Source organism: Sphingosinithalassobacter sp. LHW66-3 (assembly GCF_050703275.1).
Taxonomy (GTDB): domain Bacteria; phylum Pseudomonadota; class Alphaproteobacteria; order Sphingomonadales; family Sphingomonadaceae; genus Sphingomonas.
In genome coordinates this window covers 1,716,952-1,731,868 of record NZ_CP193482.1, presented here as the reverse complement: position 1 = coordinate 1,731,868, position 14,917 = coordinate 1,716,952, and the positions used below count along the sequence as shown (strand labels likewise).

The following is a 14,917-nucleotide window of genomic DNA, read 5'->3' as shown; positions in this document are numbered from 1 at the left end:
TGGCAGTCGGTGTCGCCGAAATTGACGAAGAAATGCTGAACGCGCCGGGAAAGCGCGCGCGAAGCGGTTTGACCGCCGTCGGTCAGACTCTAAAGGGGCGGCAAGGAGAAGCCGCGATGTCGACCGTCAAGCCGATCGTTCCCGTCATCCTGTCCGGCGGCTCCGGAACCCGCCTGTGGCCATTGTCGCGCCCTGAAAAGCCGAAGCAGCTGCTGCCGCTCACCGCCGAGGAGACGATGCTCCAGCTCACCGCACGGCGAGCGGACGGCGCGGCGTTCGCGAAGCCCATCGTCGTCGCGAACGCAGCGCATGCGGATCTGGTCGAGGACCAGCTGCGCGCCGCGGGGGCGGAAGCGCAGGCGCTCATCCTCGAGCCGATGGGGCGCAACACCGCGCCTGCGATCGGGCTGGCTGCGATCGCAGCGGGTGCGGGGCCGGATCCGCTGCTGGTGATGCCTTCCGATCATGTTATCGGCGACGTCGCGGCGTTTCATGCCGCAGTGCAGGCGGCGCTGCCGCTCGTCGCCGAAGGTTGGCTGGTCACGTTCGGCATCGCGCCGGACGCGCCGGAGACCGGCTATGGCTGGATCAAGATCGGCAAGGCGATCGGCACAGGCGTGCACCAAGTCGAGCGGTTCGTCGAAAAGCCGCCGCGCGAAGCGGCCGAGGCGATGCTTGCCTCGGGCGATCATGCCTGGAACGGCGGCATCTTTCTGTTCCGTGCCGATATTTTCCTCGGTGCGCTGGCGGCGCATGCTCCCGAGATGCTGGTCGCCACGCAGCGGTCGATGGAAAAGGCGCGGCGCGAGGGCGCGCGCATCTGGCCCGACGCGGAGGAATTCGCCGCCTCGCCCGCCGATTCGATCGACTATGCCGTCATGGAAAAAGCACCGCGGGTGGCCGTCGTGCCCGTCTCGATGGACTGGAGCGACGTCGGCAGCTGGGATGCGCTGCATGCGATCAGCGCATGCGACGAGGGCGGCAACGTCTGCCGGGGGGAGGGCATCCTGGCAATCGATGCGCAGAACTGCCTGATCCGGGCGGAGGGCGGCAAGCGCGTGGCGCTGGTCGGCGTCTCCGACCTGATCGTCGTGGCGAGCGGCGACGACATTTTGGTGTTGCCGCGCGGGCGCAGCCAGGACGTGAAGAAGATCATCGAAGCGATGAAGAAGGGCTGACGGGCGGCTCGCCCGGCGTGGCCCGATGGATTTCGCGGATCTGATCCTTGCCGTCGCGGCCGGTCTGGCGGGGGGCGCGATGAACGCGCTGGCGGGCGGCGGCACCTTTGCCACGCTGCCCGCGCTGCTCGCACTCGGCTTGCCGGCGAACATCGCCAACGCCACCTCGAACTTCGCGCTGTTGCCTGGTGCGGCGGCGAGCGCCTGGACGTTTCGCGACGAGCTCTCGCCGATCGCCAAAGTTGCGATCCCGTTGCTTGCGGCGATCACCTTCGCGGGTGGATTGGTCGGCAGCCTGCTGCTGGTGCTGACCCCTACCGAAACGTTCGACGTCCTCATCCCGTGGCTGACGCTCTATGCCTTCGTGGTGCTCGCCTTCGGGCGGCGCGCGGCGACATGGCTTCATGCGCGCGTCACGATCGGGCGGCGTACACTGATGGCGGCGCAGTCGCTGCTCGGCATCTATGGCGGCTATTTCGGCGGCGGCGTGGGGCTGATGACGACTGCGACCTACGGCCTGCTCGCCAACGTCAGTCCGCGCGACATGTTCGCCGCGCGCACGCTGATGCTGGCGGTCGCGAACTTCGCGGCGGCGATCGTGTTCGTCGCATTTGCGATGGTAGCGTGGGACCGCTGCCTGCCGGTGCTGGCGGGGGCGCTCGCCGGCGGCTGGCTGGCGGCGCGGCTCGGCAAGGGGCTTTCGCCCGCGCTCGTGCGGGGCGGCACGCTGGCGATCACGGCTGCGACGACGATCGTCTTCTTCGTGCGCGCCTATGGCTGAGGGCGCCGCATCGCGAATTTCTCGCCCGGTTCGAAATAGTCCGCCGGGCCGCCGCCGCGCAGGATCGGGCGCGCGCGCTCGGTGACGTAGACACCGCCTCCCAGCATCGCCGGGTCGATGTGCACGCCGATGACTTCGCCCAGGATCATCCAGGCATCGATCTCGACCCCTGTGTGGTCGGTCAGTCGGATCAACTGGGTGAGCCGGCATTCGAACTGCACCGGACTGCCTCCGACGCGCGGTGGAGCGACCAGCCGGCTGGGCAGGGGATCGATCGCGGCGCGCTCGAACTCGTCGACATCCTCGCCGGTGGAGGTCGCATTCATCGCATCGGCCTGAGCGCGGGTGGCGAGATTCCAAACGAATTCGCGCGTCTCCGCGATATTGGCGACGCTGCCTTTCCAGCCGACCGAGGAAAAGCCGATGATCGGCGGGCGATAGTTGAACAGGTTGAAGAAGCTGTACGGCGCCAGGTTGCGCTTGCCCGCCGCCGACAGGCTGCTGATCCAGCCGACCGGCCGCGGCGCGACGATGGCGTTCATCGGATCATGTGCCAGGCCGTGGCCGGCAGTGGGTTCGTAGAAATGGAATGCGGTCACAATGGCCCCTGATCGTTGCTGCCCATGGAGAAGAGAAAGCCGCGAACGCAGCCCTGTTCCCCGGCCGCTTCTGTCCCTAGACTATCGCTGTGCCGATGCGAGGAGATGCGATGCAAGCGCCCGCCCCCGAGCCCGACCAGCAGGTTCCCGTGCCGCAGCCGCGCAGCGTCTATCGCCATGCGGTGGCGACGCGCATCTGGCATTGGATCACCGCACTGACAATCTTTGTCCTGATCGGCAGCGGCATGGTGATCTCCGATGCGCATCCGCACCTTTATTGGGGGCACTATGGCGCCAATTTCGACGAACCCTGGCTGAGCCTGCCGCGCTTCACCGACTGGGGGCTGTTCGGCTGGGACATGCAGATCACCATTCCGAGCTACTACAGCCTGTCGATGGCGCGCCGCTGGCATCTGCTGTTCGCGCTGGTGCTCGGTTTCGGGCTGCTGATCTTCATGATCTGGAGCCTCGCGAACCGCCATTTCCAGCGCGATCTGCGCGTGCGGCGGCGCGAACTGCGGCCGGGCGCGCTCTGGGCGGATCTCCGGGCGCATGCGGCGCTGCGTTTCCACGATCCCGATGATCCGGGCGCCTACAACAGCTTTCAGAAGCTCTCCTATGCAGGCGTCATCTTCGTGCTGCTGCCGGTGGCGATCTTCTCCGGACTGGCGATCGCGCCCGGAATGGATGCCGCCTGGCCGTGGCTGCTCGATCTGTTCGACGGGCGGCAGAGCGCGCGCTCGGTGCACTTCATCGCCGCCGCGCTGCTCACGCTCTTCATCGTCGTCCATCTCGCGCTGGTGATCCTCGCCGGCCCGGTGAACGAGATCCGTTCGATGCTCACCGGCCGCTGGCGCGTGCCCGAAGAGGACCATTCATGACTCGCCTGATCACGCGCCGCACGCTGATCGGCGGACTGGCCGCCGGCGCGGGCGGGATGCTCGCCGGATGCGATTCGATCACGCAGAGCGATGCCGGCCGCAGCGTGTTGTTTACCGGCGAGCATATCCACAAGGCGCTCCAGCGCGGGCTGATGACGCGCCGCGCGCTCGCCCGCGAGTTTTCGCCGGAGCAGATGAGCCCGCACTTCCGCACCAACGGCAACACCAATCCGAACACGCCGGAATATGAGGCGCATTTCGCGAACGGCTTTGCCGATTGGCGCCTGAGAGTCGACGGACTGGTGCGCCGGCCGCTTGCGGTCAGCCTGGCGCAGCTTCAGGCGCTGCCGCAGCGCGCGCAAATCACTCGGCACGACTGCGTCGAAGGGTGGAGCGCGATCGGCAAGTGGCAGGGGCCCCGGCTGGCGACTCTGCTCGACGCTGCGCGGCTCGATCCGCGCGCCAACTATGTCGTCTTCCACTGCGCCGACAGCTTCGGCGGCACCCGCTACTACGAGTCGATCGATCTGGTGGATGCCTATCATCCGCAGACGATCCTCGCCTGGGCGATGAACGACCGGCTGCTGCCACGCGGACACGGAGCGCCGGTGCGACTGCGCGTCGAGCGGCAGCTCGGCTACAAGCACGCCAAGTTCGTCATGCGAATCGAAGCGGTCGAATCGCTCGACGCGATCGGCGGCGGGCGCGGCGGATATTGGGAGGATGCCGCCGGCTATGCCTGGTATGCGGGGATCTGAGACATTGCCGCTGAAGCCGATGGCGCGTCGCAGCATTTTTCGGTAGGTGCCGCTGCCATGGCAGTGATCGATCGATTGTTCGCGCGTGCCTTCCGGCGCGGCCTGTTGACCGTAGTGCATCCCGACGGCAGCCGACGGACCTTCGGCGAGCCGGACCCCGAACTCCCCTCCGCCACCATCCGGCTGTCGCGCGGTGCCGCCGCCGCGATCCTTCGCGACCCGGGGCTGGGTCTGGCCGAGGCGTTCATGGACGGTCGGCTTACAATCGAACAGGGCGACATCATGGGCGTGCTGACGCTCGCCATGGCGAACAGTCCTTGGGAGGCAAACGACACGCTGCTTCTTCCCGGGCCGTTGCGCCGCAGCGTCGATGCGATCGGGCATCGCCTCGGCCGGATCAACATGCGGCGGCAGGCGAAGCGCAACGTGGCGCACCATTACGACCTCTCCGATCGACTCTACGATCTCTTCCTCGATGCCGACCGGCAATATAGCTGCGCCTATTTCTCCGATCCGGCGAACAGCCTCGAGCAGGCACAGGCCGACAAGAAGGCGCATATCGCGGCGAAGCTGGCGATCGAGCCGGGGATGCGCGTGCTCGACATCGGCTGCGGCTGGGGCGGGATGGCGCTCTATCTCCACGCGAAGACCGGTGCGGACGTCACCGGCATCACTCTGTCCGAGGAACAGCTGAAGGTGGCGCGCCGCCGCGCCGCCGAAGCGGGTGTTTCGGACCACGTCCGCTTCGAGCTGATCGATTATCGCGACGTCGCGGGCAGGTTCGACCGGATCGTCTCGGTCGGCATGTTCGAACATGTCGGGCCCCCGAACTATCGCACCTTCTTCGCCAGGTGCCGCGAACTGATGACGCCCCAGGGAGTGATGCTAATCCATACGATCGGCCGGCTCGGAAAACCCGGCGTCACCGATCGTTTCACCTCCAAGTACATCTTCCCCGGTGGCTATATCCCGGCGCTGTCCGAGATCGCGCGCGGCTATGAGGGCATGCGCTATTTTTTGACGGATGTCGAAGTGCTGCGCCTCCACTATGGCCTCACGCTCCAGCACTGGTACGACCGCACCGTCGCCGCGCGCGAGGCGATCGTCGATCTCTACGACGAGCGCTTCTATCGCATGTGGACCTTCTATCTCGCCGGAGCGTGCCTTTCGTTCCGCTACGGCGGAATGGCGAATTACCAGCTCCAATTCTCGCGCGCGCGCGACACGCTGCCGATCACGCGCGACTATATGATCGAGGCCGAGCGGGCACTGCGTCAGGACGGATAGGCGGCATCTTCGTAGCGATCGCCGCCGAAGCCGAACTTCGCGGGGCCGAGAGCCACGGTACCCACGCCTCGTACAGACGCAGGCCCCTTCCGCGGCGCGACTGGCACCCCGCTGCCACCGCTGGTGCCCGCCGCTTCCCGGCAGTAGGGCGACATTGATGTCCCGCCCGCTCAGTCGCCGTGCGATCTTCGCCCAGGCCTGGCCGATCATGCTCGGCCAGACGACGGTGCCGCTCGTCGGGCTTGTCGATACGGCGGTGGTTGGCCGTACCGGCGATGCCGCTGCGCTTGCGGGCGTCGCGCTGGGTGCCGCGATCGTCAACTTCCTGTTCTGGAGCTTCGGCTTTCTGCGCATGGGAATGACGGGGCTCACTGCGCAGGCGGAGGGCGCCGGCGACGCCGCCGAAGTGCACGCGATGCTGGCGCGGGGGCTTGCCGCGGGGCTCGCGCTCGGGGTGCTGCTCGTCCTGTTGCAGACGGTGCTGATCCCCGCTTCGCTCGCGCTGCTGTCCGGTGGCGAAGGACTGGACGCCGCGGCGCGCGGCTATGTCACTGCGCGCTTTCTCGGCGCGCCTGCCGCGCTCGGGGTGTTCGCGATCAACGGCTGGTTGCTGGGGCTCGGCCGGACCCGCGCGGCGCTGCTGCTTCAGATCGTGATGAACGTCGTCAACGCGGGGCTCGACACACTGTTCGTCTGGCAGTTCGGCATGGGCGCCGAGGGCGTCGGGCTGGGAACCGCGCTTGCCGAATGGACGGCGCTGGCGGTGGGGCTGGTGATCGCCGCGCGCCTGCTGGGCGGACGGGCGCTGCTCGATCTGCGCGGCAAGGGCGTGTTCGCGCTCGAAGCGATGCGGCGGCTGTTCGGCGTCAATGCAGCGATCATGATCCGCACGGTCGCGCTGCTCACTCTCTTCGCCTGGTTCACCAATGCCGGCGCGCGGCTGGGCACGGTCCCACTCGCGGCCAACCATGTGCTGCTGCAGTTCGTGTCGGTCTCGGCCTTCGTGCTCGATGGTTTCGCCTTCACTGCCGAGTCGCGGGTCGGAATCGCGATCGGCGGCGGCGCACGGGCGGATTTCGCGCGCGCAGTTCGGCTGACCGGCGAATTTTCGCTGGCTGCAGGCCTGTTCTTCGCCGCGGCGTTCCTGATCGCCGGGCCGCCGCTGATCGATCTGCTGACGACCGATCCGGAGGTCCGGGCGACGGCGCGGGCCTTCCTGCCGATGGCGGCGGCGGTGCCGCTGGTCGGCATGCCGGCGTGGCTGCTCGACGGCGTGTTCATCGGGGCGGCGCAGGGACATGCGCTGCGCAACGCGGCGCTGCTCGCGACCGGGCTCTACATCGCGACCGATCTGCTGTTCCGCCCGTTCGGTCTCGCGGGCGCCTGGACTGCCTTCGTGCTCGCCTATGTCTATCGCGCGGCCGCGCTGGGGGTCTATTGGCCCGGGCTTTCGCGGAGCATTGCGGAACCCGCGCCTCGCTCCTAGAGCGCGGGACGATTTCCTGCCGATCTGGAGTTTCCGCATGGCCGACAAGATCAACCGTATCGTCCTTGCCTATTCGGGCGGGCTCGACACCAGCGTGATCCTGAAGTGGCTGCAGCAGAATTATCAGGCGGAGGTCGTCACCTTCACCGCCGATCTGGGGCAGGGAGAGGAGCTGGAGCCCGCCCGCGCCAAGGCCGAGCTGATGGGCGTGAAGCCCGAGCACATCTATATCGACGATCTGCGCGAGGAGTTCGTCCGCGATTTCGTGTTCCCGATGATGCGCGCCAATGCGCTCTACGAGGGGCTCTATCTGCTCGGAACGTCGATCGCGCGCCCGCTCATTTCCAAGCGGCTGATCGAGATCGCGCATGAAGTGGGCGCCGACGCGGTCGCGCACGGCGCCACCGGCAAGGGCAATGATCAGGTCCGCTTCGAGCTTTCGGCCTATGCGCTCGATCCGGATATCAAGGTGATCGCCCCCTGGCGCGAATGGGATCTCACCAGCCGCACCGCGCTGATCGACTTCGCCGAGAAGCACCAGATCCCCGTGCCCAAGGACAAGCGCGGCGAAAGCCCGTTCTCCACCGACGCAAACCTTCTCCACACCTCGTCCGAGGGGAAGGTGCTCGAGGACCCGTGGGACGAAGTGCCCGATTACGTCTATTCGCGCACCGTGAACCCCGAGGACGCGCCCGACGCACCCGAATTCATCACCATCGATTTCGAAAAGGGCGACGGCGTCGCGCTGAACGGGCAGGCGATGTCGCCCGCCACGCTGCTGGCCGCGCTCAACGAGCTGGGGCGCAAGCACGGCATCGGCCGGCTCGACCTGGTCGAGAACCGCTTCGTCGGGATGAAGAGCCGCGGCATGTACGAGACGCCGGGCGGCACCATTTATCACCTCGCGCATCGCGGCATCGAGCAGATCACGCTCGATCGCGGCGCGGCGCACCTCAAGGACGAGCTGGCACCGCGCTATGCCGAGCTGATCTACAACGGCTTCTGGTTCAGCCCCGAGCGCGAGATGCTCCAGGCGGCGATCGACCACAGCCAGGAGAACGTCGCGGGCACCGTCCGGCTCAAGCTCTACAAGGGCGGCGTCTATGTCGTCGGGCGCAAGTCGCCCAACACCCTCTATTCGGAAAAGGTCGTCACCTTCGAGGACGATCAGGGCGCCTACGACCAGCGCGACGCGGCGGGCTTCATCAAGCTCAATGCGCTGCGGCTGCGGCTGCTGGGGCGGCGGGATCGGGGGTAAGTCGGGGCGGGGCAGCCGGCGACTGCAAGCCGGCTGCGGCGCCGCTCCGTACTCGGCTCAGTCCGAGCGCAGGATGAATCGTCGGTTGAGCGGCTGCACCGGCCGGGCGTTGTCGGCATAGAGGCGCGCCAGCGCGGCGATCTGCTCGGGCGAGCCGGTGATCGGCTGTTCCATCACGAACCAGTCGACGGTCTCGCTGCATGGCGGGGTCGTCAACGATCCGGCATAGCGGTACACTGCCGGCTCCTGTGGAAGCAGATTGGTGATGGCGAGCCGCGCCGCGGCGCCGCGCTCGCCCTCGAGTTCGTCGAGCACTGCCTGCAGCGCCGGATTGGCCGTGCCTTCCTGCACGAAGACGCCGATCACGCCGAGCATCCCATCCTCGCGTCGATGCACGAAATGGGCCTCGAGCGGGAAGCGCCTGCCTTGCAGCAGATGTTCGGCGGGCGTGTGGAAATGGAACTGAAGCAGCTCGTAGCGGTGATCTCTGCTGGTGAAGCCGCCGGCATTGGCCACGTTCACTTGAACACCATGGCCGGTGTCGACGACTTCGCCCTCCACCGGCTGCCAGCCGATCGCCACCGGCCCCAGCGCGGCAGGAATGGCGTCGTGCAGGTTTACTGGCGATCCCTGCCGGCCGGTAGTGCACAAGGCATAGTCTTCGCTGATCTCGCCCCAGGCGGAGGGCCCCGTGGCGCCTTCATAGCCCCACGTGGCGCCATGTGCGCCTGTGGCGGGCGGCGTGTCGGCCACGGTGCAACCCGCCAGCGCGGCGGCGCCCAGCAGCATGGCGATCGATCCGGATCTGATGGCCATTTTCTTTCCTTTCTCGTCTGTCTCCTCAGGATGGATCGACTCAGGAGAGGGCTTCGCGAGGCTCGGCGGCGCGCGCCCTTCTGTTCCGATCGCTCTTCGCCAACGGGCCTGTCGCCAAAGGGTTCTGAGCAGAAGCAGGGTGCGTCGGCCGGCGCCGCCTTCGCCTGTCGCCTCGCGCCTTGACGATCCGCCCCCATGGACTGCCGCCCCCCGCCGCTCCATAAACGCGCACGCGGCGCCGCGTGGAGCCGCTGCCAAGCGGAGGGATCGGAACGATGCGGAATTGGGCGACGGGTGCGGCGGTTGTGGCGCTGGCGATGGCGGGTTCGGCGCATGCGCAGGATACCGCACCGGACGCGCCGGTCTCCTATGACGTCTCCTTCCCGGAGGCGGAGCATCACGAGGCGCGGATCACCGTCACCTATCGCGACCTGCCCGCCGAACCGGCCACCTTCCGCATGTCGCGCTCGTCGCCGGGTCGCTATGCGATCCACGAATTCGCCAAGAACGTCTATTCGGTTTCCGCGGTCGACGGCGCGGGCAATCCGCTGCCGATCGCGCGCACCGATCCCTACAGCTGGACGGTGCCCGAGCATGACGGGACGGTGGCGGTGAGCTATACGCTCTATGCCGATCGGGCCGACGGCACCTATTCGCAGATCGACACCACCCATGCGCATCTCAACATGCCCGCCACCTTCCTGTGGGCCGAGGGGCAGGAGGAGCGCCGCATCCGCGTGCGGTTCGAGCCGCTGGAAGGCGCCGACTGGAAGATCGCGACTCAGCTGCCGGCGGTCGACGGCGAGGCCAATGCCTATTGGGCGCCCAACCTCCAATATTTCATGGACAGCCCCACCGAGCTGAGCGACCACATGGTCCGCGAATGGCAGGTGGGCGACCAGACGATCCGCCTCGCAATCCATCACCAGGGCAGCGCCGAAAGCGCCGATCGCTTCGCCGAAATGGCCAAGCGCGTCGTCAATGCGCAGATCGCCGTCTGGGGCGAGCTGCCGCGGTTCGACTATGGCACCTACACGTTCATCGCCGATTATCTGCCCTGGGTTTCCGGCGACGGAATGGAGCATCGCAATTCGACGATCCTCAGCAACACGCGCGGGCTCGAAGCGGCGAACTATCAGCAGATCGGCACGCTCAGCCACGAGTTCATTCACGCCTGGAACGTCGAGCGTCTGCGCCCTGCGGAACTGCAACCGTTCGATTTCACCCAAGCAAATCCCACGCCTTCGCTGTGGTTCGCCGAAGGCTTCACCAGCTATTATGCGCCGCTGGCACTGATCCGGGCCGGCGAATGGGACCTCGGCCAGTTCCTCAATGTGACCGGCGGCACACTCAACTACATCGTCAACGCTCCCGGCCGCCGCTATGGCTCGCCGCAAGAGATGAGCCTGCGCGCTCCGTTCGTCGATGCGGCGACGGCGATCGACCCGGTCAACGAGAGCATCTTCACCTCCTACTATCCCTATGGCCAGATCATCGGGCTCGCGCTCGACCTGACGTTGCGCCAGCGGTTCGAGGGGGTGACGCTGGACGATTACATGCGCCTGCTGTGGGAAACGCACGGACGCTCCGAGCGGCCCTATACGCCCGATGATCTGCGGGCGGCGCTCGCGCAGGTGACCGGCGACGCGGCCTTCGCCGAGCAATTCTTCGCCGAGACCATCGAGGCGAGCGGCTTGCCCGATTTCGCGCCGCTGCTCGCGCAGGCGGGCCTTTCCTACGAGCTGGCGCGGCCCACGGCGGCCTGGGCGGGACCGGTGGGGCTCGAAGCGGGCGAAGGAGGCGTGCGCGTGACGCAGGCTCCGCCGCCGGGATCGCCGCTCTATGCGGCTGGGGTCGACACCGGCGACACCATCCTGGCAGTCGATGGCGCCGCCGTGGCGGACCCCGGCGCCTGGAGCGCCGCTACGCAGGCGCGTGCGCCCGGCGACCGAGTGGTCGTGACGGTTCGCCGCCGCGATGGAAGCGAAGTCGCCCTGCCGATGACCTATGCCGCCGATCCTGCAATCACGATCGTGCCGTTCGAAGCCAAGGGGATGCCGCTCACCGATGCGCAGCGCGCCTTCCGTCAGGCGTGGCTGGGCACCGCCGGATAGCGGCGGCGCTCAGCGGCGCGGCTGATCGAGCAGGCCGATGAAGAAGGCAGTCACCACCGTCTGCACGCCAAGGCAGCCGAGCAGCATCGACGGGATGGTGAGCCGCATCAGATCCGCCGGGTCCATCGCGCCGAATCCGCTCTGCGCCCAGATCGCCGTCGCAAGTCCCGCGCCGGCGATCCCACCCGCCAGCATCAGCGCACCGGCGATGCACGCCCGCTCGACGGTGAACCAGTTGCGCACGCGGCGCATCAAGCCGCTTTCGGGCCAGAGCCCTGCGATCGCGCCATAGCGCCGCGCGAGCACGCTGAGGCCCACCAATTGCGACCCGATCAGCACTGCCATCGCCGCGAAGATCATCGTGTGGACGCCGAGGCGGATCTGGCCGAGTGCGACGTCGCCGGGGAGCAGTCCGATCACGCCCAGCAATCCCGCCGCCGCGAGCGCCATCCCTGGATAGAGCAGCAGCCACTTCGGAGCATAGATCAGCAGGAAGCGCAGATGCCGCCATCCGTCGCGCCAGGTGCGCAGGTGCGGCGGGCGGCTGCGCCCGTCGGGCTGAAGCGTGGTCGGCACTTCGCGAATGTCGAGCCCGCGCAGCGCGGCCTTCACCACCATCTCGCTCGCGAATTCCATTCCGGGCGCGGTGAGACCCAGGGCAAGCACCGCGTCGCGGCGGAACGCACGCAAGCCGCAGTGAAAATCGCCGACGCGCGCGCCGAAGAAGGTCCGGCCGACGAAGCTGAGCACCGGATTGCCGAGATATTTGTGGAGCGCCGGCATGGCGCCGGGGGCGATGCCGCCGCGGAAGCGGTTGCCCATCACCAGGTCGGCGCCCGCGCGAAGGCTTTCGACGAACGGCAGCAGCGCTTCGAAATCATAGCTGTCGTCGGCATCGCCCATCGCCACATAGCGGCCGCGCGCCGCGGCGATTCCGCCGATCAGTGCGGCGCCATAGCCGCGTGCCTCTACCACCACGATCCGCGCTCCCAGCGCGTTGGCGATCTGCTGCGAACCGTCGGTCGAGCCATTGTCGGCTATGATGACTTCGCCCGCCACGCCATGCCTTGCGAGAAACGCTTTCGCCTTCTTGATGCAGACCGCCAGCGTCTCCGCCTCGTTGAGGCACGGCATCACGATCGAAAGCTCGATCGGTGCGGCAGCGCTGGACGGCGCAGGAGTGCGCGGCAGTGGCCGGGCACGGGCAGGGGCGGCGGACATGGCGGCGTCTCCAACGGGTCGTCCGGGAACTAGTATGCCGCCCCCGAAGAAGTGGTTAACGCACCGCTCCTGCCAATCCGGAACGCGGCGCCGTTAACCATCCTTCAAGGCGGATGCGGCAGGAAAAGAAGGACCTGCCACTCGAGGGAACGCGATGCTCAAGCGCCTGCATGCCCGTATCGTGTTCGGCCGCCGCGTTCGAAAGCTCTCGGCGGCGGTGGCGCAGCGCCTGCCGCACGGTGCGCGCGTGCTCGATATCGGCGCGGGCAGCGGCGACCTCGCGCGGCGGGTGATGGCGCTGCGGCGCGATGTGACGATCGAGGGCGTCGACGTGCTCGTGCGTCCTGACACTGCCATTCCCGTCCGACTCTATGACGGCGTCAGCCTGCCCTTCCCCGACGCCAGTTTCGATGCGGTCATCCTCGTCGATGTGTTGCACCACACCGACGATCCGGGCGCGGTGCTGGCAGAGGCCGCGCGGGTCGCGCGCCATGTCGTCGTGAAGGACCATTTCCGCGACGGCCTCGCCGCCGGCGCGACGCTGCGGCTGATGGATTGGGTGGGCAACGCCGCCCACGGGGTTCGCCTGCCTTACAATTATCTTTCGCGGCGCGAATGGGCAGCGCTGTGGCGCGAGCGTGGGCTCTTGCCCGGCGAGCTTGCCGATCGGCTCGCGCTGTATCCGGGGCCGCTCGGCTGGTTCTTCGACCGGCGGCTCCACTTCGTAACGGTGCTAACCGCCGGCGGCGGAGCAGCCGGGATCGCGCGCTGACCGACAGGAGCGGACCATGACGTTCGACGGCCGCCGCAAGGATGCGCTCACGGCAGCGGCGTTCGCGTTGCTGCTCGCCGCCTGCTGGGTCGCGCGCGACTGGGCGCAGCTCCGCTGGCTCAATCTTCCCGATACCGACGACATGATGCGGCTCACGCAGGTCCGGGACTGGATCGCGGGGCAGGGCTTCGCCGACTGGACCCAGTATCGGCTCGCGCCGCCCGGAGCGCCGATGCACTGGTCGCGGCTCAACGATCTGCTGCCGGCTGCGCTGATCCTGACGGCTCGGCCGTTGCTCGGTCAGTCGAATGCCGAATTGATGGCAGTGATCGTCGCGCCGACGCTGCTGTTCGCCCTTTATCTCACTCTCTCCGCGCGGATGGCTCGGCGCATCGGGCCTCCCGCAGGCGCGCTTCCGGCGATCGTGATCGCGGCGCTGGCCTATCCAGCCAATGCGCTGTTCCTGCCGGGGCGAATCGATCACCATGCGCTGCAGGTCGTGCTGCTCCAAATCGCTCTCCTGGCGATGATGCGCCGCGGCGGCTGGCGGTCGGGTGCGGTTGTGGGCGCGATGGTGGCGCTCAGCTTCGGGATCGGGCTCGAGACCGCGCCCCAGCTCGCCGCGCTCGTCGGAGCGTTCTTCCTGCTCTGGCTTGTGCGAGGAAAGGAGGAGCGCGCGCGGGCGATCGGGTTCGGAGCGATCCTGACGGTGGCCACGCTGGCGCTGCTGCTGTTCGCGCGTCCGAACTACTGGAGCGCCGAATGGTGCGATGCCTTCACGCCTGCCTCCGTAACCGGGGCGGTGGCGGTTGGAGTCGCATGGCTGGTGCTGGGTGCACTCACGCCGGCGTTGCGCGATTGGCGCCTGCGGCTCGCCGTCGGAGCCGGGCTCGGCGCTGTGGCGCTGGCAGCCACGCTCGCAAGCTATCCGGTGTGTCTCACCGGTCCCTATGGACCGATGGGGCCGTTCCTTCAGCACGCGATCATCGACAGCATTCCCGAGGCAATCGGGGTCTTCGAACAGCCCAAGGTTTCCGCAGCGATTCAGGCGGCGGCGCTGCTGACGATCGCGCTGATCGTTTTCGCGCTTCGCCTCCGCCGGGCCGATGCCGCGCAACGGCTCGCGATGCTGCCGCTCGGCGCCGTCTATCTGGCGAGCGCAGTGATTCTGCTGTTCCAGCTGCGCGGCGCCTATATGGGCTCGGCGGTCGCGGCGCCGATGCTCGCGCAGCTCGTGCTCGCCGCCCGGGCTCACGCGCCGCGCTGGCGCCCGTTCGCGCTTCTCGGCGCCTGGTGTGTGTCGGCGGGCGTGCTCTGGCTGGTCGTCACCGGCTGGATCGAGGAGCAGCTTCGCCCCCGCATCGCCGCCGCGACCGAACAGGCGGAGTCGTGCAAACAGGGCGATGTCTGGCACCGGCTGAACGCTTATCCGGCCGGAACGGTGATGACGGCGATGGATCATGGTGCGCGGGTGATCGGCGGAACCCACCACGCCTCCGTCGGCGCCGGCTATCATCGCAACAACAGGGGCAATCTGGCCACCTATCGCTTCTTTCTCGCCGCGCCCGAACAGGCGCGAGCGATCGCGGCGGAGTGGCAGGTGCGCTATATCCTCTTCTGTCCGGGCGGCTTCTCCGAAGTCGGCGTGCCCCATGCGCGGCCGGGCAGCCTGGCCGCGCAGCTCTCACGCGGCGAACCGCCCGCATGGGCCGAGCCGCTCCCCTTGCACGACACTGGCCTTCGCTTCTATCGCATCCGCTGAATTG

The 14,917-nt window shown here is 67.8% G+C and carries 13 protein-coding genes; 10 read left to right on the top strand and 3 right to left on the bottom strand.

Features of this window, described 5'->3' with window-relative positions; all coding sequences use genetic code 11:
• Positions 1-116 precede the first annotated feature (116 nt).
• Both ACQ450_RS08455 and ACQ450_RS08450 read left to right on the top strand, forming a co-directional pair.
• Positions 117-1,178, top strand: coding sequence for a mannose-1-phosphate guanylyltransferase/mannose-6-phosphate isomerase (locus tag ACQ450_RS08455; protein WP_431468929.1), 1,062 nt, complete (start codon positions 117-119; stop codon positions 1,176-1,178).
• Positions 1,179-1,203: 25 nt separating this feature from the next.
• The gene (locus tag ACQ450_RS08450) at positions 1,204-1,959 is read left to right on the top strand and encodes a TSUP family transporter (RefSeq protein WP_431468928.1); all 756 of its coding nucleotides are present in this window, start codon (positions 1,204-1,206) and stop codon (positions 1,957-1,959) included.
• On the opposite strand, the gene ACQ450_RS08445 is transcribed toward ACQ450_RS08450, so the two are convergent.
• On the bottom strand, positions 1,950-2,561 hold the full coding sequence (locus ACQ450_RS08445) for a flavin reductase family protein (protein ID WP_431471189.1): 612 nt from the start codon (positions 2,559-2,561) through the stop codon (positions 1,950-1,952). The two genes, ACQ450_RS08450 and ACQ450_RS08445, sit on opposite strands and share 10 nt — an antisense overlap.
• Positions 2,562-2,668: 107 nt before the next feature.
• Here ACQ450_RS08445 and ACQ450_RS08440 point away from each other — a divergent pair, with 107 nt between their 5' ends.
• From ACQ450_RS08440 to ACQ450_RS08420, 5 genes are all read left to right on the top strand, one after another.
• Positions 2,669-3,439 carry a cytochrome b/b6 domain-containing protein gene (locus tag ACQ450_RS08440; RefSeq protein ID WP_431468927.1) on the top strand — a complete coding sequence of 257 codons (771 nt, stop codon included), beginning with the start codon at positions 2,669-2,671 and terminating at the stop codon, positions 3,437-3,439.
• Positions 3,436-4,197 (top strand): molybdopterin-binding protein, encoded by a 762-nt coding sequence (locus ACQ450_RS08435; protein WP_431468926.1) that lies wholly within the window; start codon positions 3,436-3,438, stop codon positions 4,195-4,197. Before ACQ450_RS08440 ends, ACQ450_RS08435 begins: the two co-directional genes overlap by 4 nt.
• Before the next feature lie 57 nt (positions 4,198-4,254).
• Positions 4,255-5,484 carry a class I SAM-dependent methyltransferase gene (locus tag ACQ450_RS08430; protein WP_431468925.1) on the top strand — a complete coding sequence of 410 codons (1,230 nt, stop codon included), beginning with the start codon at positions 4,255-4,257 and terminating at the stop codon, positions 5,482-5,484.
• Between the two features lie 157 nt (positions 5,485-5,641).
• Positions 5,642-6,970: an MATE family efflux transporter gene (locus ACQ450_RS08425; protein WP_262504056.1), complete on the top strand. Its 1,329-nt coding sequence runs from the start codon at positions 5,642-5,644 to the stop codon at positions 6,968-6,970.
• 37 nt (positions 6,971-7,007) lie between these two features.
• On the top strand, positions 7,008-8,228 hold the full coding sequence (locus ACQ450_RS08420) for an argininosuccinate synthase (protein ID WP_431468924.1): 1,221 nt from the start codon (positions 7,008-7,010) through the stop codon (positions 8,226-8,228).
• Between the two features lie 57 nt (positions 8,229-8,285).
• Here the strand turns inward: ACQ450_RS08420 and ACQ450_RS08415 are convergent, their stop codons facing one another.
• Positions 8,286-9,044, bottom strand: a complete 759-nt coding sequence (locus ACQ450_RS08415; protein WP_431468923.1) for a carbonic anhydrase — start codon at positions 9,042-9,044, stop codon at positions 8,286-8,288.
• Positions 9,045-9,319: 275 nt separating this feature from the next.
• Between ACQ450_RS08415 and ACQ450_RS08410 the strand changes: the two genes are divergently transcribed.
• Positions 9,320-11,158 carry a M61 family metallopeptidase gene (locus tag ACQ450_RS08410; RefSeq protein ID WP_431468922.1) on the top strand — a complete coding sequence of 613 codons (1,839 nt, stop codon included), beginning with the start codon at positions 9,320-9,322 and terminating at the stop codon, positions 11,156-11,158.
• Positions 11,159-11,167: 9 nt separating this feature from the next.
• On the opposite strand, the gene ACQ450_RS08405 is transcribed toward ACQ450_RS08410, so the two are convergent.
• On the bottom strand, positions 11,168-12,379 hold the full coding sequence (locus ACQ450_RS08405) for a glycosyltransferase family 2 protein (RefSeq protein ID WP_431468921.1): 1,212 nt from the start codon (positions 12,377-12,379) through the stop codon (positions 11,168-11,170).
• A gap of 154 nt (positions 12,380-12,533) precedes the next feature.
• Between ACQ450_RS08405 and ACQ450_RS08400 the strand changes: the two genes are divergently transcribed.
• Entirely contained in the window at positions 12,534-13,151 is a 618-nt protein-coding gene (locus ACQ450_RS08400; protein ID WP_431468920.1) for a class I SAM-dependent methyltransferase, read from the top strand.
• 16 nt (positions 13,152-13,167) lie between these two features.
• Complete coding sequence (locus ACQ450_RS08395) at positions 13,168-14,913, top strand: hypothetical protein (protein ID WP_431468919.1); 1,746 nt, start codon at positions 13,168-13,170, stop codon at positions 14,911-14,913.
• The last annotated feature ends 4 nt before the right edge of the window (positions 14,914-14,917 follow it).